Origin of the sequence: Streptomyces sp. CRCS-T-1, assembly GCF_024442335.1 — a bacterium.
GTDB lineage: Bacteria > Actinomycetota > Actinomycetes > Streptomycetales > Streptomycetaceae > Streptomyces > Streptomyces koelreuteriae.
On the sequence record NZ_CP101651.1, the window covers coordinates 6,840,500 to 6,859,883 of the forward strand.

Consider the following 19,384-nt stretch of genomic DNA (forward strand, 5'->3'; position numbering starts at 1 on the left):
CTGCTCCCTGCACTGCGCTCGTACGACGTCCACCGGCCCCGAGGGGGTTGTGCCTAGCGACGCCATGCCTCGATCGGGTTGCCCAGCCAGCGCGTGTCGTCGGGCACGGACTCCGCGGCCATCACCAGGGACGCCGGACCCAGCGTGGCGCGGGCCCCGACGGCGCTGCCGGGCAGGATGATTCCGCCCGGGCCCAGAGTGGCGCCCTCACGGAGTACCACAGTATCCGTCCGCAAGATCCGGTCGTGGAAGAGGTGGGTCTGGAGCACACAGCCCCGGTTCACGGTCGCGGCGTCTCCGAGCGTCACCAGATCCGTCTCCGGCAGCCAGTAGCTCTCGACCCACACGCCCCTGCCGATGTGCGCACCGAGGCCGCGCAGCCACGCCGACAGCAGCGGCGTCCCCGGCACGGCGCCGGCCAGCCACGGCACGGCCAGCACCTCGACGAAGGTGTCCGCCAGCTCGTTGCGCCACACGAACGCGCTCCACAAGGGGTGCTCGGCCCGCCGGTGCCGCCCCACGAGCAGCCACTTCGCCGCGATCGTGACCAGCCCCGCCGCACAGCCCGCCCCGAGCAGCACAAGACCGGACAGCAGGGGAGCCCACACCCCGAGCACGCACAGCGCCGCTCCCGTCGCCACCGCCAGCGCCGCCGAGCAGAACACCGGCACGATCCGGCACAGCTCCACCAGCCCGCGCGCCCACAGCAGCCGCGCGGGCGGCTCGTACGTGCGGCTCTGGTCGCCGTCGGACGCGGCCCGCGGCAGCTTCACCGGCGGCAGCCCCAGATAGGAGCTGCCCTTCTTCGCCTTCTTGGGCGTCGCCGACAGCACCCCCACCAGGCCACCGTCCGGCACGCTCCGCCCCGGCCCGGTCATCCCCGAGTTGCCGAGAAAGGCACGCCGACCGATCTCCGCACGCCCGATCCGCAGCCAGCCGCCGCCGAGCTCGTACGGCGCGGTCAGGGTGTCGTCCGCCAGGAACGCGCCCTCGCCGACCGTGGTCAGACTGGGCAGGGCCAGCACGGTGGACACCTCGGCCCGCCGCCCGATCCGCATCCCGAGCAGCCGCAGCCACACCGGCGTGACCAGCCCCGCGTACAGCGGGAACAGCACGTCCCGCGACCGGTCCATCAGCTGCGTCACGGTCCAGGCCTGCCAGCCCACCCGGCTGTGCGTGGCGTGCGTGCCCTCCCGCAGCCCGAGGCTCAGCAGCCGTACGGCGACAACGATCAGCAGCGCGTACGCCAGCCCGAACGCGAGCGTCGCCGGCACCAGCGCGAGAGCGGCGCCCCGCAGGGCCGCCCCCAGCCCGGTGTCCGGAGCGACGAACAGCGCCGCCACCAGCAGCGCGGCGGCAGCCGAGAGCACCGGCAACGCGGTCAGCCCGACACCCGTCACGCCGTACATCACCCGCCAGAGGGCGCCCCGCCCGGGCCGCTCCTTGGGCCAGTTGCGCTTGGCCCGGCCCAGCTTGACCGCGGGCGCGCCGGCCCACCGCTGCCCGGTGGGAACCTGCCCGGAGACCGCAGAACCCGGCGCCACCTCGGCCCGCTTGCCCACCCGCGCGCCCGGGAACAGCAGACTGCGCGTGCCGACGACGGCGTGCGCGCCCACCTTCACCGTCCCGACCTCCAGCCGGTCGCCGTCCAGCCAGTACCCGGACAGATCCACCTCGGACTCGACGGCGGCGCCCCGGCCCAGCTTGAGCATGCCGGTGACCGGCGGCAGCGAGTGCAGGTCCACGTCCTGCCCGACCTTGGCGCCCAGCGCCCGCGCGTACCGCTCCAGCCAGGAACCGGTCAGCGAGGTCGCCCCGCTGAACTCGGCCAGCCGCTCGGCCGTCCACAGCCGCAGATGGACACTCCCGCCGCGCGGGTACCGGCCCGGCCGCACCCCCCGCAGCAGCAGCCGCGCCCCGCCCGCGGCGAGCGCCAGGCGCCCGGGCGGGCTGAAGAGCAGCACGGCACCGGCCGCGACGAGCCACCAGGGCGCGGTCGGCAGCCAGGCGTAGGCGGGCAGCACGTTCCCGAGCGCGGCGAGCACCACGCTCCAGCGCAGCCCGAGCAGCGTGAACAGCGGAACCAGCAGCAGGAGCTGCACGAGCTGGGCACGCCTCGGCACCGGCGCCACGACCCGCTCGGCGTTGTCGTCCTGTGCCGACTCCTCGAGATGCCGGGCCAGCTTCCGCAGAACCGGCCGCTGGTAGATGTCGAAGACGGCGGCGCTCGGGTAGCGCGTGCGCAGCCTCGTCGTGAGCTGGGCGGCGGCCAGACTGCCCCCGCCTATCGCGAAGAAGTCGTCCGAGGCCGACGACACCGGAATACCGAGGACGTCCGTCCACTGCTCGGCGAGCCACGCCTCGGTGCCGTACAGCGGCTCGGCCGGGCCGCCCGTCTCCAGCCCCTCCAGCGGCCAGGGCAGCGCGTTGCGGTCGACCTTGCCCGACGTACGGGTCGGCAGCTCGTCCACCGGCGCGAGCAGCGGCACCAGGGCGGCGGGCAGCTCGGCACGCAGCCGCTCGACGGCGCTCGCGGGGTCCCAGCCGTCCTGGACGACGACATAGCCCACGAGAAGCTGATTGCCGCTGCGGGCCGTGCGCACCGCGGCGGCCGCCCCGGCCACCCCGGGCAGCGCCTGAAGCGCCGCGTCCACCTCACCGAGCTCGATACGGCGCCCGCCGAGCTTGATCTGCTCGTCGGCCCGCCCGAGGAAGACCAGCCCCTCCGGCTCGGCCCGCACCAGGTCACCGCTGCGGTACGCCCGCTCCCAGCCCAGCGACTGAAGCGGCGCGTACTTCTCCGCGTCCTTCTCGGCGTCGAGATACCGGGCGAGTCCGACCCCGCCGATCACCAGCTGACCGCTGCCGCCCATCGGCACCGGCTCACCGGCCTCGTCCACGACGGCCAGCTCCCAGCCGTCCAGCGGCAGCCCGATCCGGATCGGCTCCTCGCCGCTCATCAAAGACGCGCAGGCCACCACGGTCGCCTCGGTCGGCCCCATAGGTGTTCCACACCTCGCGCCCCTCGGTCACCAGCCGCTGCGCCAGCTCGGGCGGGCACGCCTCGCCGCCGAAGATCAGCAGACGTACGTCGTTGAGCGTCTCCGGCTCCCACAGCGCGGCCAGCGTCGGCACGGTGGACACGACGGTGATCTCCTGCTCGACCAGCCAGGGCCCCAGATCGGCACCGCTCCTGACCTGCGCGCGCGGCACCGGCACCAGACAGGCCCCGTGCCGCCACGCCAGCCACATCTCCTCACAGGACGCGTCGAAGGCGACGGACAGCCCCGCCATGACCCGGTCACCGGGGCCGATCGGCTCCTCGGCCAGGAACAGCGCGGCCTCCGCGTCCACGAAGGCGGCGGCGCCGCGGTGGCTCACGGCCACGCCCTTGGGCTTCCCGGTGGAGCCGGAGGTGAAGATGATCCACGCGTCGTGCCCGACACCGGGCCGGGCGGCGGCATGCCCGGCGGCATCGCCGACGGTCAGCTCGTGACCGGCCCCGATGACCGCCCGCACCCCGGCCTCGCCGAAGACCAGCGCGGCCCGCTCGTCGGGATCCTCGGCGTCCACGGGCACATACGCCGCACCGGCGGCCAGCACGGCGAGGATCGCCACGTACAGATCATTGGTGCCCGACGGGACCCGCACCCCGACGCGGTCCCCGAGCCCGACCTCCGCCGCGGCCAGCTTCCGCCGCAGGTGCTCCACCTCGATCGCCAGCGCGCGATAGGTGAGCAGCCGATGGCCGTCGTCGAGCGCCGGCTCGTCGGGATACGACCGTACGGACGCCTCGAAGACGTCGACCAGGGTGCGGGGCGATGCCGCGGGACCGGCGGAGAAGCGGGCCAGGTCGCTGAGGCCTGTGCTCCACTCCTGGTCCAGCACGGTGAGGTCGGGGCTTTCGAACAGGGCGGCCATCGGATCCTCGCGTCTCCAGCCCGGACGGTCCGGGGCGCCGACGGGCCCGCAGGTCTGCCTGGGGATGTTCCGTTCCGGCGCGAACAAGCCCAATACTCTAGTGGTCGGGTTACTTCGTCCTGTCATGTCCGCCACTCGGAGGCAAACGCGAGACACCGCGCAGGTGCGAAGCCACCCCCTCCCACCTGGGCTTTTCCCGGCAGGGCGAGATGTCGCCCACACTTCCCGGGATACGACGAAAGGCCCCTCGACGAGAGGGGCCTTTCGCTCTGTGTCCGAGGGGGGACTTGAACCCCCACGCCCGATAAAGGGCACTAGCACCTCAAGCTAGCGCGTCTGCCATTCCGCCACCCGGACAAGGTGTCTGTCGCGTGGGTTCTCCCCGCGGCGACGACGTAAACATTACCAGGCTTTCAGGGGTGGCCGATCACCCCCCGCCCGAGCCCCGGCGAGGTGTGAACGGCGCGTGACGGGCCGCAAGCGGTCTTGGGGAGCGGGCCGCGGAGAGAGAGGATGAGGGGGACCCACCAGCAGTGACAGCGGGAGGAAGCACGTGAGCGAGACGGACACGGCCAGGAGCGTCACCGGCGAGGACGAGGTCGTGGACCTCTGCCGCGAGCTGATCCAGATCGACACCAGCAACTACGGCGACCACTCGGGTCCGGGCGAGCGCAAGGCGGCCGAGTATGTCGCCGAGAAGCTCGCGGAGGTCGGGCTCGAACCGCAGATCTTCGAGTCGCACCCGGGCCGCGCCTCCACGGTGGCCCGGATCGAGGGCGAGGACCCGTCCCGGCCCGCACTCCTCATCCACGGCCACACCGACGTCGTACCGGCCAACGCGGCCGACTGGACCCACCACCCCTTCTCCGGCGAGGTCGCCGACGGCTGCGTGTGGGGCCGCGGGGCCGTCGACATGAAGGACATGGACGCGATGACCCTCGCGGTCGTCCGCGACCGGCTGCGCAGCGGGCGCAAGCCCCCGCGCGACATCGTCCTCGCGTTCCTCGCGGACGAGGAGGCGGGCGGCACGTACGGCGCCAAGCACCTCGTCCGCAACCACCCCGACCTGTTCGAGGGGGTCACCGAGGCGATCAGCGAGGTGGGCGGATTCTCGTTCACCGTGAGCGAGCAGCGGCGGCTGTATCTGATCCAGACGGCCGAGAAGGGCATGCACTGGATGAAGCTCACCGTGGCCGGCACGGCCGGGCACGGGTCGATGATCCACCGGGACAACGCGATCACCGAGCTGTCGGAGGCCGTCGCCCGGCTGGGGCGGCACAAGTTCCCGGTGCGGGTCACCAAGACCACCCGCGCCTTCCTCGACGAACTCGGCGACGCGTTCGGCACCGAACTCGACCCCGAGGACATGGAGTCGACCCTCGCCAAGCTCGGCGGCATCGCCAAGCTCATCGGCGCCACCCTGAGCAACACGGCCAACCCCACCCAGCTCGGCGCCGGCTACAAGGTCAACGTCATCCCGGGCGAGGCGACCGCCCACGTCGACGGACGCTTCCTGCCCGGGCACGAGGAGGAGTTCCTCGCCGACCTCGACCGGATCCTCGGCCCGAAGGTGCGGCGCGAGGACGTCCACGCCGACAAGGCCGTCGAGACCACCTTCGACGGGGCGCTCGTCGAGGCCATGCAGTCCTCGCTGCTGGCCGAGGACCCGACCGCCAAGGCCGTCCCCTACATGCTCTCCGGCGGCACCGACGCGAAGTCCTTCGACGACCTGGGCATCCGGGGCTTCGGCTTCGTACCGCTGAAGTTGCCCCCGGAGCTGGACTTCGCGGGCATGTTCCACGGCGTCGACGAGCGGGTGCCGGTGGACGGCCTGAAGTTCGGTGTGCGGGTCCTCGACCGTTTCATCGACGCGTCCTGAATCGGCCCTCCGATACGGAGATATTCGCTCGCCCGTACGGAACAGACTGGGAAGAGTGAATGCGACCATAAGCTCGTAGCCTCATTACTCCCTCCTCGTTACAGGTAATGCGATCGCAAGATGGGTCGCTTTGCCAACTAGGAGGAATAATGATCAAGAAGGTCGTCGCTGCTGCGGCTGCCACCGGTGGGCTGGTTCTCGCGGGCGCGGGCCTGGCCGTCGCCGACTCGGGTGCCCAGGGTGCCGCCGTGCACTCCCCGGGTGTCCTGTCCGGCAACGTTGTCCAGGTGCCCGTTCACGTCCCGGTGAACGTCTGCGGCAACACGGTCTCCGTGATCGGGCTGCTGAACCCCGCCTTCGGCAACACCTGCGTCAACAAGTGACGTTTCCCCCTCTCTGAGGGGAGCTCAAAAGCCATCGGTCCCGGAGCGCGTGCCATGCGCTCCGGGACCGAACGCTTCTTTCGAGTAATTCGATAAGAATTCGAGACAGGGTCGAAGGTAGGTATTCAGCAATGCGACAGGTCACCCGCAAGGGTCTGATGACCGTGGCGGCCGCGACCGGCGTGATCGCCGCCGCGGGCGGCTCCGCCTATGCCGACTCGGGCGCGCACGGCTCCAGTTCGGGCTCGCCCGGCGTGCTCTCCGGGAACACGGTGCAGGCGCCGGTGCACGCGCCGGTCAACATCTGCGGGAACACGGTCAACGTCATCGGTGTCCTCAACCCGTCGGTGGGCAACTCGTGTGCCAACAAGGGCGGTGGATCGTCCTCGGGCGGCCATGGCGGCTCGCACGCGAGCGGCCGGGCCAGTGACTCGCCCGGCGTCGGCTCGGGCAACCACGTCCAGGTGCCGATCCATGTGCCGGTGAACGCCTGCGGCAACAGTGTCGACGTCATCGGCGTCGGCAACTCCACCACGGGCAACGACTGCGCGAACGGCTCCGGCAGGCGTCACAGCAACCCGCCCGGCGGCGGATACGAGACACCCCCCGGGGAGCCGGGGGAGCCTGGCAACCCGGGTGAGCCCGGGAACCCCGGTGAACCGGGTGAGCCCGGTAACCCGGGGGAGCCTGGCGAGCCGGGTGAGCCCGGAAATCCCGGTGAACCCGGGGAGCCTGGCAACCCCGGTGAGCCCGGAAACCCGGGTGAGCCCGGAAACCCCGGTGAACCTGGTAACCCCGGTACCCCGGGCAACCCCGAGAACCCCGGAAACAAGCCGGGCGGCCAGTTCGTGACCCAGCCCGAGGGCGACGCCCAGCTCGCGGAGACCGGCAGCGGCCTGCCGCTCGGCCTCACCCTCCCCGCCGGCGCGGGCGCGCTGCTGGCGGGCGCGGTCCTCTACCGCAAGGCGCGTGCCTCGGCCTGACCCCCACGGCAAACGGAGCGGGCCCCGCCGATGCGGGGCCCGCTCCCGTGTATGCCTTCTCCCGGTGCGCCGTCCCAGCTCACCACGTGGCCCGCACCTGGCGGATGATCCGCCGGCGCAACCGCACCTTGCGGCTGCCGTCCCGCAGCAGGCTCAGACGGTGCAACTCCCAGTGTCCGTACTCGGCGTGGTCCGTCAGCAGACGTGCCGTTTCCTTGCGGGAGACCCCGCGCGGTACGTACACGTCGACAAATTCGTATTCCGGCATCGCATCTATTGTGCGGGCTGGGGCCTGGTACGGATAGCGTCTGCACTATGTCTGATGCTGCGCAGCCCACCGCTGCCGAGGTACGCGCCGCCGCCGAGGCGGTCAAGACCGCGCTCGACCGCCACCTGGCCGCGGTCGAGGGCAGGTCGGGAGAGGACGACCCGGCCGTCTACGAGGCGTTCAACCAGCTGGCCGCGGCCGCAGAGGTGTACGACGAGCTGCTCTACGACCGATACGACGAGGTCACCCCCTTCGAGATCCCCGGTGCGGAGGACGCGCTGCCCCCGTACGCGGGCCCCGAGGAACCGAACGCGCTGAGCGTACTGATCCGCCGCGACTACGCGGTGGCGGAGCCGCAGCGCCTCCTGGCGCAGGCACAGCGGATCGAGGCCGCCGAAGGCGAGGACGGCCCGGCCGCGTCCGGGACGACCCATGGCGCGCTCGGGCTGCTGTTCGGCGAGTTCGAGCCCGACGAGATCGCCTCCCGGCACAAGGAGTTCGGGCTGGAGGAGGGCGACTCCACGCTCTGGGTGATGGCGGCGGACGAACCGGCCGACCCCGGGGAGTGGCTGGAGGCCCCCTTCGAGCAGGTCGATCCGCAGCAGGTGGTCTGCCGATTCGACGTCAGCGCCGTCTTCGACGACGTCGAGGACGATGACGACGAGGACGAAGAGGACGACGACGGGGAGGACCTGGAGGGCCTCGACACCGACCTGGACGGGGACGAGGACGAGGATCTGGAGCGCCTGGACGCGGACCGCCGCTGAGCGCACCCGCTGGTCACCCGACGGCGGTGGTCACGGGGGCCGTCCCCGTGACCACCGCCGTTGTCAGCCTCCGTCGACCTGCGGAGCGAGCAGCACCGGAAGCCGGGTCGTCCGGGGCTTCGCCGGAACCTCGGCCACGGCCCGGGGCAGCGCCTGTTCCACGCCGTGCACCACGGACAGATGGCGGTCGGCCCGCCCGAACGCCGTGTACACCCAGGGCCTGCTGAGCGCCTGCGCGGCATCGCCGGGCAGCACCACGACCACCGCGGGCCACCGGCTCCCCACCGCCTGGTGCGCGGTCAGCGCCCAGCCGTGCCGCACGGACTGCTCCACCCGCTCCTTCGGTACGACGACGGCCTCGCCCTCGCACGACAGATGGAGCCCCTCGGCGTCCGCCTTCACCACACGCCCCGGCAGCGCACGGCCCGGAACGGGGGAGTAGACGATCCGGTCACCGGGGTCGAAGCCGCCGAAGCGGCCCGGGCCCGGGTTGAGCCGCTCCTTCAACGCCGTGTTGAGCGCGCGGGTGCCGACGGCGCCGCCGTGCCCCGGTGTGATCACCTGGGTCTCCTCGGCCGGTACGCCGATCGCCCGCGGCACCGAGTCGACGACGAGCTGCACCGCCCGGTGCACCGCCTCGCCCGCGTCCCGCACCGGCACGATCACGACCTCCTTGCCGGGGGCCTCGACCTGGTTCAGCTCGCCGACGCCGATCCCCGAGACCAGCTCGCCCAGCGGCCCGGGATCCGGCCGCCGCGAGGCGATCTGCGGGCAGATCCGCGCCGCGAGCAGATCCGCGAAGACCCGGCCCGGTCCGACGGACCACAGCACCGCCGGGTCCCCGGCCAGCACCAGCCGCGCCCCGTCGGGCAGCGACTCCGTCAGCAGCGCCGCCGTCTCGACGTCCAGTTGCGGCGCGTCGAGCACGACGAGCAGATCGAGATCCAGCGCCCCCTCGGCATCCCGGCCGGGTCCTTCGAGGCCGGCCAGCAGCCCGGAGACGGTGGCGACGGGGGAGTGGTCCTCATCCGCTGCGCCGTCCGGACCGGAGCGCAGCAGAGCCGCGAAACGGTTCCGGCCGATCGGGCCATGGGCGGCTGCCCAGGCGCGCAGCCCGAGGGAGTGCGCGGCGGTCAGCAGCGCGGCCGGTTCGGCCAGGGACGCCTCCCCGCCGGTGTGCAGGACCAGGCCATGACCGGCGACCGCGCGCAGCAGCTCACCCGCCGACCCCTTCGCCGCGGCGGCCCGCTCCCACTCCTCGGCCGAACCGTCCTGCTTGGGCGCCGAGTTGACGAGCCGGGCCAGACCGTCGGCCAGGCTCTCCTCCGCGAGGGCGTACCGCTCCAGCCCGACCAGGACGCGGACCGGGCGCCCCTCGTCCTCAGAGTCGTCCTCCTCCGAGTCGTCCTGCTCCGCGTCGCTCTGCTGCGCCGGGGCCGGTGCGCCGGTCTCCTCCAGGGCGTCCTGGAAGACCAGCGCGTCACCCTCCGCGAGGGCGTCCTGCACCGCGCCGTCCGGTTCCGGAACGCCCCGCTGCGCCAAGGCCGCGAGGAGCGCCGGCATCTCCAGGGCGGTGTGCCCGGCCAGCGCGGCCTGCTCCAGGAGCCAGACGGTGACGGCCCGGCCCCGTCGCTCGTCGTCCGGGGCGCATTCGGAGCCGAGCAGGGCCCGCGCGAACCCGTCGGCCTGCTCGGGCCGCACGCCGGCGACCCGCAGCAACTGCCAGGGGTCCGCGCGCAGCCGCTCGTCCGCGCTCTCGCCGAGTGCCTCGGTCACCTGCGGCGCGAGCGTCTCCGGGGCGCCGCCCTCGCCGAGCACCCGCCCCACGGCCTGCACCGCCTCCGGCGCGGGAGCCGACGAAGCGGCGCTGGTCTCGGCCGACGGCACCGGCTGCGGTCGCCGTACCGGCTGGGCGGGGCGCCGGGGGGCGGGCGCGGGCTCTTCGAAGACCGTCGCGGACGGCTTCTCGCCGCCTTCCACGGCCCGTACGGCGGCGAGCAGATCGGCGGCCTTGCCGCTCAGCTTGGTGCCGCTCTCGATCGGTGCCTTCTCGGCCTTCCGCTGCTCGATGCGCTCCCGCTCGGCCTGCTGGGCCCGCAGCTCGGCCTCGGCCTCGGACACTTGACCGGCATCGGCCGCGCCCTCCTTGGCCTGCTCGGTCTCCTCGGGCTCCGCACCACCGGTCGGCGTCCCCGGCTCGGCGTCCTCCGTGGTCTCCGGCTCCGTGCTCACAGCGTGCTCCAGTCGTGATCGGGATAGCGGTGCACGGGCGCCGACACATCGTCGAGCGCCCGGCAGATCTCGTCAGGAAGACTAAGGGTCTCCACTGACAACGCGGCCGTGAGCTGCTGCGCGTTGCGCGCGCCGACGACGGGAGCGGCCACGCCCGGCCGGTCGCGGACCCACGCCAGGGCGACCTGGAGCGGCGTCACCGCGAGGCCGTCGGCCGCGGTCGTCACGGCGTCCACGATGCGGCTCGCGGTGTCGTCGAGGTACGGCGCGACGAACGGGGCGAGATGCTCCGAGGCGCCGCGCGAGTCCAAGGGCGTCGTGTCGCCCCGGTACTTGCCCGTCAGCACGCCGCGCCCGAGCGGGGAGGAGGGCAGCAGGCCGATGCCGAGGTCCAGCGCGGCCGGCAGCACCTCGCGCTCGACGCCGCGCTGGAGCAGCGAGTACTCCAACTGTGTGCCTGCCAGCCGGGTCCGGGTGCCGGGGGAGGCGAGCTGCCAGGTGGCGGCCTTGGCGAGTTGCCAGCCGCAGAAGTTGGAGACGGCGGCATAGCGGGCACGGCCGCTGGCGACCGCGAGGTCCAGGGCCTGGAGGGTCTCCTCCAGCGGGGTGTCCGGGTCGAAGGCGTGCACGTGCCACAGGTCGACGTAGTCGGTGCCGAGGCGGGAGAGCGAGGCGTCCAGCGCGGAGAGCAGATGTCCGCGGGAGCCGTCGAAGCGGCGGTCGGGGTCCGGTACGCTGCCGGCCTTGGTCGAGATGACCAGGTCACGGCGGGGCACCAGGCCGTCTATGAGTCGGCCGAGCAGGTACTCGGCCTCTCCGTCGCCGTACACGTCCGCGGTGTCGACGAGGGTCCCGCCCGCTTCCCAGAACGTCTTCATCAGGTCCGCGGCGTCGTGCTCGTCGGTGTCCCGCCCCCAGGTCAGGGTGCCGAGCCCGATCCGGGACACACGAAGGCCGGTGCGGCCGAGATGCCTCTGCTCCATGAACGCCGAGATTACTGGCCAGAACCTACGGTGTGGGGGGCTGTGGACGACGGATTTCCGCGCGCTATGGTCTGCGGACAAGGCACGTTACTGATCGGTAAGGGGAATCGGGATGCAGCTCGGTATCAACCTCGGCTACTGGGGTGCCGGCATGGACGCCGACAATCTGGCCGTCGCCCAGGAGGCCGACCGGCTCGGATACGCCGTCTGCTGGGCCGCCGAGGCCTATGGATCCGACGCCGCCACCGTACTGACCTGGGTCGCCGCCCAGACCGAACGGATCGACGTCGGCTCCGCGATCTTCCAGATCCCGGCCCGCCAGCCCGCGATGACCGCCATGACGGCCGCCACCCTCGACTCGCTCTCCGGCGGCCGCTTCCGGCTCGGCCTCGGCGTCTCCGGCCCGCAGGTCTCCGAGGGCTGGTACGGCGTCAAGTTCGACAAGCCGCTGGCACGCACGCGTGAGTACGTCGACATCATCCGCAAGGCCATGACGCGCGAGCGTCTGTCGTACGAGGGACAGCACTGGACGCTGCCGCTGCCCGGCGGCCCGGGCAAGCCCCTCAAGCTGACCGTGCACCCGCAGCGCGAGCACATCCCGCTCTACATCGCCGCGATCGGCCCGAAGAACCTCGAGCAGACCGGTGAGATCGCCGACGGCGCCCTGCTGATCTTCCCCTCCGCCGACCACCTCGAGGACACGGCGATCCAGTATCTGCGGGCCGGCCGTGAGAAGGCGGGCAAGACCCTCGACGGCTTCGACATCTGCCCGACCCTGCCCCTGGCCCTCGGCGAGGACAAGGACGTGGCCGTGCTCGCCGACACCTTCCGCCCCTACACCGCGCTGTACGTCGGCGGCATGGGCAGCCGCAAGCAGAACTTCTACAACCAGCTCGCCCAGCGCATGGGCTACGAGAAGGAAGCCGCCGAGATCCAGGACAAGTACCTGTCCGGCGACAAGCAGGGCGCGGCGGCCGCCGTGCCGCACGACCTGATCGACAAGACGACCCTGCTCGGTTCCGTGGAGCGCATCGCGGACCGGATGAAGGCTTACGCGGAAGCCGGTGTCACCACCCTGACCCTGGCTCCGGCGGGCTTCACGCTCGACGAGCGGATCGCGTCCCTGCGCGCCGGCAGCGAGGCCCTGGAGCGCGCCGGGCTCGCCTAGAAGATTTCTGCGGCCGTGGTGGGGGCTCGGGGGTCTTCCCCGCCACGGCCGTCACGCAGAACAACGCGGGGAGCAGCCGAGGGTTACGTCCTCCATTTGGCGGAGTTGTCCGTCGTACCTGTTGCAGCACCGCGCAGCCCGCACTTGACTCGTTCTTTGCGGAAACTGCGGAATCCTGCAGCACGCGCACGCGCGCGGGAGAGGTGCCCACGATGCTTTCGGCCAAGAGTCTGTTCCAGGAGATCCTCGCCAACGACGAGTCCTTCGCCCTGTTCTGCTCCATCGCCGCGAGCGGCGAGTCCCAGGGCGGCTGGGAGAACGCCCGGATCGCCGCGCTCGTCCCGGAGAGCGAGCGAGAACTCGCCCCCAAGATCACCCGCCACGGTGCCGACGAGGACAAGCACGGGCGGATCTTCAACGCCCTGATGAAGAAGCGCGGCCTCGACCCCGTCCCGGTCCCGCCGGAGACCGACTACACGATGCTCCTGGAGAAGAACGGCATCGGCCTCGCGCACGAGCAGCTGGGGCGTGACGAGCGGCTCGCGGTCCAGGACATCGTCACGTACCTCTCGCACAGCCGGGTCACCGAACAGCGCGCCTCCGAGCAGATGGATCTGCTCCGCAAGCACTTCGCGGACGACCCCGACATCGGCCGCGCGGTCAAGCAGATCTCGGGCGACGAGGACAACCACCTCGCCTACTGCCACGAGGAACTGCTGCGCTTCGCCTACGCGGGGCACGGCCGGGCCATCCAGCGGACCCTGCGCGAGTGCGCGCTCGCCGAGATCCGGGTCTACCGGGACGTCAGCCTCGCGGTCATGGCGAACATGGGGCGCATCCTGGGCTGGTCGAAGGCCAAGTCGGCGGTGCTCGCGGCGGGCATCCACGCGATGTACGCCTACGAACGGCTGGGCGGATGGCGCCGGATGGTGTCCCTGGAGATGCCCGAGCGCCGCGACGCCCTCGGCGGCCCGGCCTCCGCGGCACCCGAGTTCGCCTGAGACCAGCCGGTCTACAGCCACCCCCGGCGCTTGAACAGCCGGAACACCAGCACCTCCAGGACGACCATCAGCAGGACGAGGGCCGGGTAGGACCACTCCCAGCGCAGCTCGGGCATGTGCTCGAAGTTCATGCCGTAGATCCCCGCGACCATCGTGGGGATCGCGGCCATGGCCGCCCACGCGGAGATCTTCCGCATGTCGTCGTTCTGCCGGACGCTCATCTGCGCCAGATGCGCCGAGAGGATGTCCGACACCAGCCGGTCCAGGCCCTCCACGGACTCGTTGACGCGTGTGAGGTGGTCGCCGACGTCCCGGAAGAAGGGCCGGGCCCGGTCGTCCACGAACGGCACCGTCGCACCGGACTGCGCCGTGCCCGCGAGCCGGCTCACCGGCAAGGCCAGCGGTCCGGTCGCCCGGCGGAACTCCAGGACCTGGCGCTTGAAGTCGTAGATCCGGGAGGCGGTGTTCCGTGAGCCGCCGTCCAGCGGCGAGAACACCTCCGCCTCCAGCCCCTCCAGATCGGCCTGCAACTCGATCGCGACGTCCAGATAGTGGTCGACGGTGGCGTCGGCTATCGCGTACAGCACGGACGTGGGGCCGTTGCCCAGCAGCTCCGGCTCCTGCTCCAGCCGGTTGCGTACGGCCTTGAGCGGGGCGCCCTCGCCGTGCCGGACGGTGACGGCGAACGCGTCGCCCAGGAAGATCATGATCTCGCCGGAGGAGACGGTGTCGCTGCGCGGCTCGTACACCACCGGCTTGAGGACCACGAAGAGCGAGTCGTCGTACACCTCCAGCTTGGGCCGCTGATGGGCCTTGAGGGCGTCCTCGACGGCCAGCGGGTGCAGACCGAACTCCCGGGTGACATGGTCGAATTCGCGCTCCGTCGGCTCGTGCAGCCCGATCCAGACGAAACCGCCCGCCGTACGGGCCTCACCCAGGGCGTCGGAGAAGTCCTCGGGCCCCTCCGTCCGGTGTCCGTCGCGGTAGATGGCACAGTCGACGATCACGAGGCGAGTCTCCTGTCACTCGAACGACACCGTACGCGCGCGTGCGCCTACGCTGGATCGCATGCCCACGTTGATCCTCGTCAGGCACGGACGTTCCACCGCGAACACCGAGGGACTGCTCGCCGGCTGGACGCCCGGTGTCGCCCTCGACGAACGCGGCGCCGCGCAGGCCGCCGCGCTGCCCGGACGCCTCGCCGAACTGCCCCTCGCCGAGATCGTCGCCAGCCCGCTCCAGCGCTGCCAGGAGACGATCGGGCCCCTGCTGGAGGCCCGGCCGGAACTGACCCCGCACACCGACGAGCGCATCGGCGAGTGCCACTACGGCGACTGGTCCGGGCGCAAGCTCGCCGAGCTCAAGGACGAGCCCCTGATGGAGGTGGTGCAGGCGCACCCGTCCGCGGCGGCCTTCCCCGGCGGCGAGTCGATGCGGGCCATGCAGACGCGTGCCGCCGAGTCGGTGCGCGAGTGGAACGCGCGCGTGGAGCGCGACCACGGCGCCGACGCCGTCTACCTGATGTGCTCCCACGGCGACATCATCAAGTCGCTCGTCGCCGAGGCACTCGGACTTCATCTGGACCTCTTCCAGCGGATTTCCGTCGAACCGTGTTCCATCACCGCGATCCGTTACACACGACTGCGGCCGTTCCTCGTCCGCCTCGGCGACACCGGCGACTTCACGTCCCTGGTGCCGCGTGAGGAGGCGCCGGGCGACGACGCCCAAGTCGGGGGTGGTGCGGGCGCACCGTGATCGTTCGCCGCAGTAGGGTGAAGCGGTCGCAGCAGTGCCGTTGTCACACGGCCCCCACGATTCCAATGGAGACAGGACGTGTCCCGTCAGGTGTTCCTCTACGACCATCCGGAGCGTTTTGTGGCCGGTACGGTCGGGCTGCCCGGGCGCCGTTCGTTCTTCCTCCAGGCTTCGGCCGGCACCCGGGTGACCAGCGTGGCCCTGGAGAAGACCCAGGTCGCCGCGCTCGCCGAGCGCATGGACGAGCTCCTCGACGAGGTCGTACGCCGTAGCGGAGGAAGCGCCTCCGTCCCCGCCGTCGCACCGACGGAGATCAACGACAGCGCCCCGCTGGACACCCCCGTCGAGGAGGAGTTCCGGGTCGGCACCATGGCGCTCGCCTGGGACGGCGACGAGCAGCTCATGATCGTCGAGGCGCAGGCGCTCGTCGAGCTCGACGCCGACTCCGAGGAGGACCTCGCCGAGGCCGAGGAGCGGCTGCTCCAGGACGAGGAGAACGGGCCGCCGATGCTGCGGGTCCGGCTCACCGGCGCGCAGGCGAGGGCCTTCGCCAAGCGCGCCCTCGACGTCGTCAACGCCGGGCGGCCGCCGTGCCCGCTGTGCAGCCTCCCGCTCGACCCGGAAGGACACGTATGTCCGCGCCAGAACGGATACCGCCGCGGAGCGTGACACCTCCCGAGGACCCCGCCGAGCCGCAGGCCTCCGCCGAGCTGCTCGCCCGGGGCGAGATCACCGTACGCGGACGCATCCGTGACGCCTCCAACGCCGCCCTGTACTGCACGGTGGCCTACGACGGCCAGGAGGCGGCCTGCGTCTACAAGCCGGTCGCCGGGGAGCGGCCCCTGTGGGACTTCCCCGACGGGACCCTCGCCCAGCGCGAGGTCGCCGCGTACGAAGTCTCCGAGGCGACCGGCTGGGGCCTCGTCCCGCCCACCGTGCTGCGCGACGGCCCCTACGGCGAGGGCATGTGCCAGCTGTGGATCGAGGCGGCGCCGGACGCGGAGCTGCTCGCCCTGGTCGACGGGGAGGAACCGGAGCCGGGCTGGAAGGCGATCGGGTTCGCCGAGGTCGGGGAGGGCCGTACCGCCCTGCTCGTGCACGCCGACGACGAGCGGCTGCGGCGGCTCGCGGTGCTGGACGCCGTGATCAACAACGCCGACCGCAAGGGCGGGCACCTGCTGCCCACCGGCGAGGGGCGGTTGTACGGGATCGACCACGGGGTGACCTTCAACGCCGAGAACAAGCTGCGGACCCTGCTGTGGGGCTGGGCGGGGGAGCCCTTCACCCCGGAGGCCGCCGACGTCCTCGAAGGGCTCAGGAAGGGTCTGGCGGAGGGCGGGGCCCTCACCGCGCGGCTGGAACCGCTGATCACCGCCGTAGAGATCGACGCCGTACGCGCGCGTGTCGGTGCGCTGCTCGCCTCGGGGACGCATCCGGAACCGAGCGGGGAGTGGCCGGCGATTCCCTGGCCACCCGTGTAGAAGCACAGAGGTCGAGGTCGCGCAAGAACGCCTTCTCGGCCGTCCGGACCGCTCCCATTCGTATATGGAACTGCAGTCCGGTTACGCTCATGACATGCATGCCTGGCCCGCTTCCGAGGTCCCCGCCCTGCCTGGTCAGGGCCGCGACCTGAGGATCCACGACACCGCGACCGGCGGCCTCGTCACCCTCGACCCCGGTCCCGTCGCCCGTATCTACGTCTGCGGCATCACCCCGTACGACGCCACCCACCTGGGACACGCGGCGACGTACAACGCGTTCGACCTCGTGCAGCGCGTGTGGCTCGACACCCAGCGGCAGGTTCACTACGTCCAGAACGTCACCGACGTCGACGACCCGCTCCTGGAGCGGGCGCAGCGCGACGGCATCGACTGGGCCGCCCTCGCCGAGAAGGAGACGGTCCTCTTCCGCGAGGACATGACGGCCCTGCGGATGCTGCCGCCGCGGCAGTACATAGGAGCCGTCGAGGCGATACCGGGCATCGTCCCGCTCGTCGAGCGGCTGCGGGACGCGGGCGCGGCCTACGAACTCGAAGGGGACGTCTACTTCTCCGTCGAGTCCGACCCGCACTTCGGCAAGGTCTCGAACCTCGACGCCGAGGCGATGCGTCTGCTGTCCGCCGAGCGCGGCGGCGACCCGGAGCGGCCGGGCAAGAAGAACCCCCTCGACCCGATGCTCTGGATGGCGGCCCGTGAGGGCGAGCCGAGCTGGGACGGCGGATCGCTCGGGCGCGGACGGCCCGGCTGGCACATCGAGTGCGTGGCCATCGCCCTCGACCACCTCGGCATGGGCTTCGACATCCAGGGCGGCGGCTCGGACCTCGCCTTCCCGCACCACGAGATGGGCGCCTCGCACGCCCAGGCCCTCACCGGCGAGTTCCCCATGGCCAAGGCGTATGTGCACGCCGGCATGGTCGCCCTCGACGGCGAGAAGATGTCCAAGTCCAAGGGCAACCTGGTCTTCGTCTCCAAGCTGCGGCACGACGGCGTCGACCCGGCCGCCATCCGGCTCGCGCTGCTCGCCCACCACTACCGCGCCGACTGGGAGTGGACCGACCAGGTCCTGCGGGCCGCCGTCGCCCGGCTCGGCCGCTGGCGCGCCGCCGTGTCCCGGCCCGACGGCCCGGCCGCGGAGGCGCTCGTGGAGGAGATCCGCGAGGCCCTCGCGAACGACCTGGACGCCCCGGCCGCGCTCGCCGCGGTCGACCGCTGGGCCGCCCTCCAGGAGGAGAGCGGCGGCACGGACATCGGCGCTCCCGGTGTCGTGTCCCGGGCGGTGGACGCGCTGCTGGGCGTAGCGCTGTAGCCGAGAACAGAGAGAGGGGCGCTTCCCGGCCGGGAAGCGCCCCTTCTGCTGTGTCTGTGTGCCTCAGTCCTCCGACGACTCCTCGTCGTCCGTGCCCGGCTTGGGCTGGGCCGAGGACTCCCCGTCGTCCGTGCCCGCCTTGGGCGGCTTCGGCGGTCGGGTACGGCCGCTGGGGCTGTCCCGCAGATACGACGTGCTGTCGCTGCCGTCCGCCGTCGCGTGTCCGCCGGAGGCGGTCGGTCCGCCGCCGTCCCGGCGTCTCAGATAACGCTCGAACTCGCGCGCGATGGCCTCGCCCGAGGCCTCCGGCAGCTCGGCGGTGTCCCGGGCCTCCTCCAGCGACTGGACGTACTCGGCGACCTCGCTGTCCTCGGCGGCGAGCTGGTCCACGCCCACCTGCCAGGCGCGCGCGTCCTCGGGCAGCTCGCCCAGCGGGATGCGCACGTCGATCAGGTCCTCCAGGCGGTTCAGGAGAGCCAGCGTGGCCTTCGGGTTCGGCGGCTGCGACACGTAGTGCGGCACCGCCGCCCACAGCGACACGGCCGGCACGCCCGCGTGGGTGCAGGCCTCCTGGAGGACGCCCACGATGCCCGTCGGGCCCTCGTACTTGGTCTCCTCCAGGTCCATGCGGCGGGCCAGGTCGGCGTCGGACGTCGTCCCGCTGATCGGCACCGGACGGGTGTGCGGAGTGTCGCCGAGCAGGGCGCCCAGGACCACCACCAGCTCCACGCCCAGTTCGTGCGCGAAGCCCAGCAGTTCGTTGCAGAACGAGCGCCACCGCATGGACGGTTCGATGCCCCGGACGAGCACGAGATCACGCGGCTTGTCCCCGCCGACCCGGACCACCGACAGCCGTGTCGTCGGCCAGGTGATCTTGCGGACGCCCGCCTCCATGAACACCGTGGGGCGGTTCACCTGGAAGTCGTAGTAGTCCTCGGCGTCCAGCGCCGCGAACACCTCGCCCTTCCATTCCCTGTCGATATGCGCGACCGCGGTGGAGGCGGCGTCGCCGGCATCGTTCCAGCCCTCGAACGCGGCCACCATGACCGGGTCGACCAGCTCGGGAACCCCCTCGAGCTCGATCACCCAGTGCCTCCTTCCGACGTACCCTCGCGAACGCCCCAACCTTACGGCGTGCCAAGGGGGCGCCCGCAGCCCCCTCGCAGGGGGAGTGACCCCATCACTGCCCCGTGATCCGCCCCTGAACACCCCGGATTCATCCGAGCTGTCCGTGAGGCT

15 protein-coding genes, 1 tRNA gene and 1 pseudogene are annotated in these 19,384 nt (G+C 71.9%); 10 read left to right on the forward strand and 7 right to left on the reverse strand.

Going from position 1 to position 19,384, the window contains the following annotated elements:
- Positions 1 to 53: 53 nt before the first annotated feature.
- Together NNW99_RS31000 and NNW99_RS31005 are read right to left on the reverse strand one after the other, a co-directional pair.
- A pseudogene (locus tag NNW99_RS31000) lies at positions 54 to 3,921 on the reverse strand (Pls/PosA family non-ribosomal peptide synthetase).
- Positions 3,922 to 4,193: 272 nt separating this feature from the next.
- Positions 4,194 to 4,278 (reverse strand) — tRNA-Leu (locus tag NNW99_RS31005).
- 196 nt (positions 4,279 to 4,474) lie between these two features.
- Here NNW99_RS31005 and NNW99_RS31010 point away from each other — a divergent pair.
- The 3 genes from NNW99_RS31010 (at position 4,475) to NNW99_RS39005 (ending at position 7,166) form a co-directional block, all read left to right on the forward strand.
- The gene (locus NNW99_RS31010) at positions 4,475 to 5,800 is read left to right on the forward strand and encodes a M20/M25/M40 family metallo-hydrolase (protein ID WP_215122471.1); all 1,326 of its coding nucleotides are present in this window, start codon (positions 4,475 to 4,477) and stop codon (positions 5,798 to 5,800) included.
- A gap of 149 nt (positions 5,801 to 5,949) precedes the next feature.
- A complete protein-coding gene (chpH, locus tag NNW99_RS31015; protein ID WP_215122472.1) occupies positions 5,950 to 6,183 on the forward strand; it encodes a chaplin ChpH in 234 nt (77 codons plus the stop codon).
- A 131-nt stretch (positions 6,184 to 6,314) separates the two neighbouring features.
- Entirely contained in the window at positions 6,315 to 7,166 is an 852-nt protein-coding gene (locus tag NNW99_RS39005; protein ID WP_215122473.1) for a chaplin, read from the forward strand.
- Between the two features lie 79 nt (positions 7,167 to 7,245).
- Here NNW99_RS39005 and NNW99_RS31030 read toward each other — a convergent pair whose 3' ends face one another.
- A complete protein-coding gene (locus tag NNW99_RS31030; protein ID WP_010045410.1) occupies positions 7,246 to 7,434 on the reverse strand; it encodes a DUF5703 family protein in 189 nt (62 codons plus the stop codon).
- 47 nt (positions 7,435 to 7,481) lie between these two features.
- On the opposite strand from NNW99_RS31030, the gene NNW99_RS31035 reads away from it, so the two are divergent.
- Positions 7,482 to 8,201 carry a hypothetical protein gene (locus NNW99_RS31035; protein ID WP_215122474.1) on the forward strand — a complete coding sequence of 240 codons (720 nt, stop codon included), beginning with the start codon at positions 7,482 to 7,484 and terminating at the stop codon, positions 8,199 to 8,201.
- A 63-nt stretch (positions 8,202 to 8,264) separates the two neighbouring features.
- On the opposite strand, the gene NNW99_RS31040 is transcribed toward NNW99_RS31035, so the two are convergent.
- Both NNW99_RS31040 and NNW99_RS31045 read right to left on the reverse strand, forming a co-directional pair.
- A complete protein-coding gene (locus tag NNW99_RS31040; RefSeq protein ID WP_215122475.1) occupies positions 8,265 to 10,433 on the reverse strand; it encodes an ATP-dependent RecD-like DNA helicase in 2,169 nt (722 codons plus the stop codon).
- On the reverse strand, positions 10,430 to 11,416 hold the full coding sequence (locus NNW99_RS31045; protein ID WP_215122476.1) for an aldo/keto reductase: 987 nt from the start codon (positions 11,414 to 11,416) through the stop codon (positions 10,430 to 10,432). The genes NNW99_RS31040 and NNW99_RS31045 overlap by 4 nt, the downstream gene beginning before the upstream one ends.
- Positions 11,417 to 11,528: 112 nt before the next feature.
- Here NNW99_RS31045 and NNW99_RS31050 point away from each other — a divergent pair, with 112 nt between their 5' ends.
- Positions 11,529 to 12,584 (forward strand): LLM class F420-dependent oxidoreductase, encoded by a 1,056-nt coding sequence (locus NNW99_RS31050; protein ID WP_215122477.1) that lies wholly within the window; start codon positions 11,529 to 11,531, stop codon positions 12,582 to 12,584.
- A 212-nt stretch (positions 12,585 to 12,796) separates the two neighbouring features.
- A complete protein-coding gene (locus tag NNW99_RS31055; RefSeq protein WP_215122478.1) occupies positions 12,797 to 13,585 on the forward strand; it encodes a ferritin-like domain-containing protein in 789 nt (262 codons plus the stop codon).
- Positions 13,586 to 13,596: 11 nt separating this feature from the next.
- Here NNW99_RS31055 and NNW99_RS31060 read toward each other — a convergent pair whose 3' ends face one another.
- Positions 13,597 to 14,592 (reverse strand): magnesium and cobalt transport protein CorA, encoded by a 996-nt coding sequence (locus NNW99_RS31060; RefSeq protein WP_215122479.1) that lies wholly within the window; start codon positions 14,590 to 14,592, stop codon positions 13,597 to 13,599.
- 61 nt (positions 14,593 to 14,653) lie between these two features.
- On the opposite strand from NNW99_RS31060, the gene NNW99_RS31065 reads away from it, so the two are divergent.
- From NNW99_RS31065 to mshC, 4 genes are all read left to right on the forward strand, one after another.
- Positions 14,654 to 15,340, forward strand: coding sequence for a histidine phosphatase family protein (locus NNW99_RS31065; protein WP_215122480.1), 687 nt, complete (start codon positions 14,654 to 14,656; stop codon positions 15,338 to 15,340).
- Positions 15,341 to 15,418: 78 nt separating this feature from the next.
- Positions 15,419 to 16,009 (forward strand): DUF3090 domain-containing protein, encoded by a 591-nt coding sequence (locus tag NNW99_RS31070; protein ID WP_189726597.1) that lies wholly within the window; start codon positions 15,419 to 15,421, stop codon positions 16,007 to 16,009.
- Positions 15,973 to 16,821: an SCO1664 family protein gene (locus NNW99_RS31075; RefSeq protein ID WP_215122481.1), complete on the forward strand. Its 849-nt coding sequence runs from the start codon at positions 15,973 to 15,975 to the stop codon at positions 16,819 to 16,821. Before NNW99_RS31070 ends, NNW99_RS31075 begins: the two co-directional genes overlap by 37 nt.
- Before the next feature lie 94 nt (positions 16,822 to 16,915).
- Complete coding sequence (gene mshC / locus NNW99_RS31080) at positions 16,916 to 18,145, forward strand: cysteine--1-D-myo-inosityl 2-amino-2-deoxy-alpha-D-glucopyranoside ligase (RefSeq protein WP_215122482.1); 1,230 nt, start codon at positions 16,916 to 16,918, stop codon at positions 18,143 to 18,145.
- Between the two features lie 63 nt (positions 18,146 to 18,208).
- Here mshC and NNW99_RS31085 read toward each other — a convergent pair whose 3' ends face one another.
- Positions 18,209 to 19,231 (reverse strand): PAC2 family protein, encoded by a 1,023-nt coding sequence (locus NNW99_RS31085; protein ID WP_215122483.1) that lies wholly within the window; start codon positions 19,229 to 19,231, stop codon positions 18,209 to 18,211.
- Positions 19,232 to 19,384: the final 153 nt, after the last annotated feature.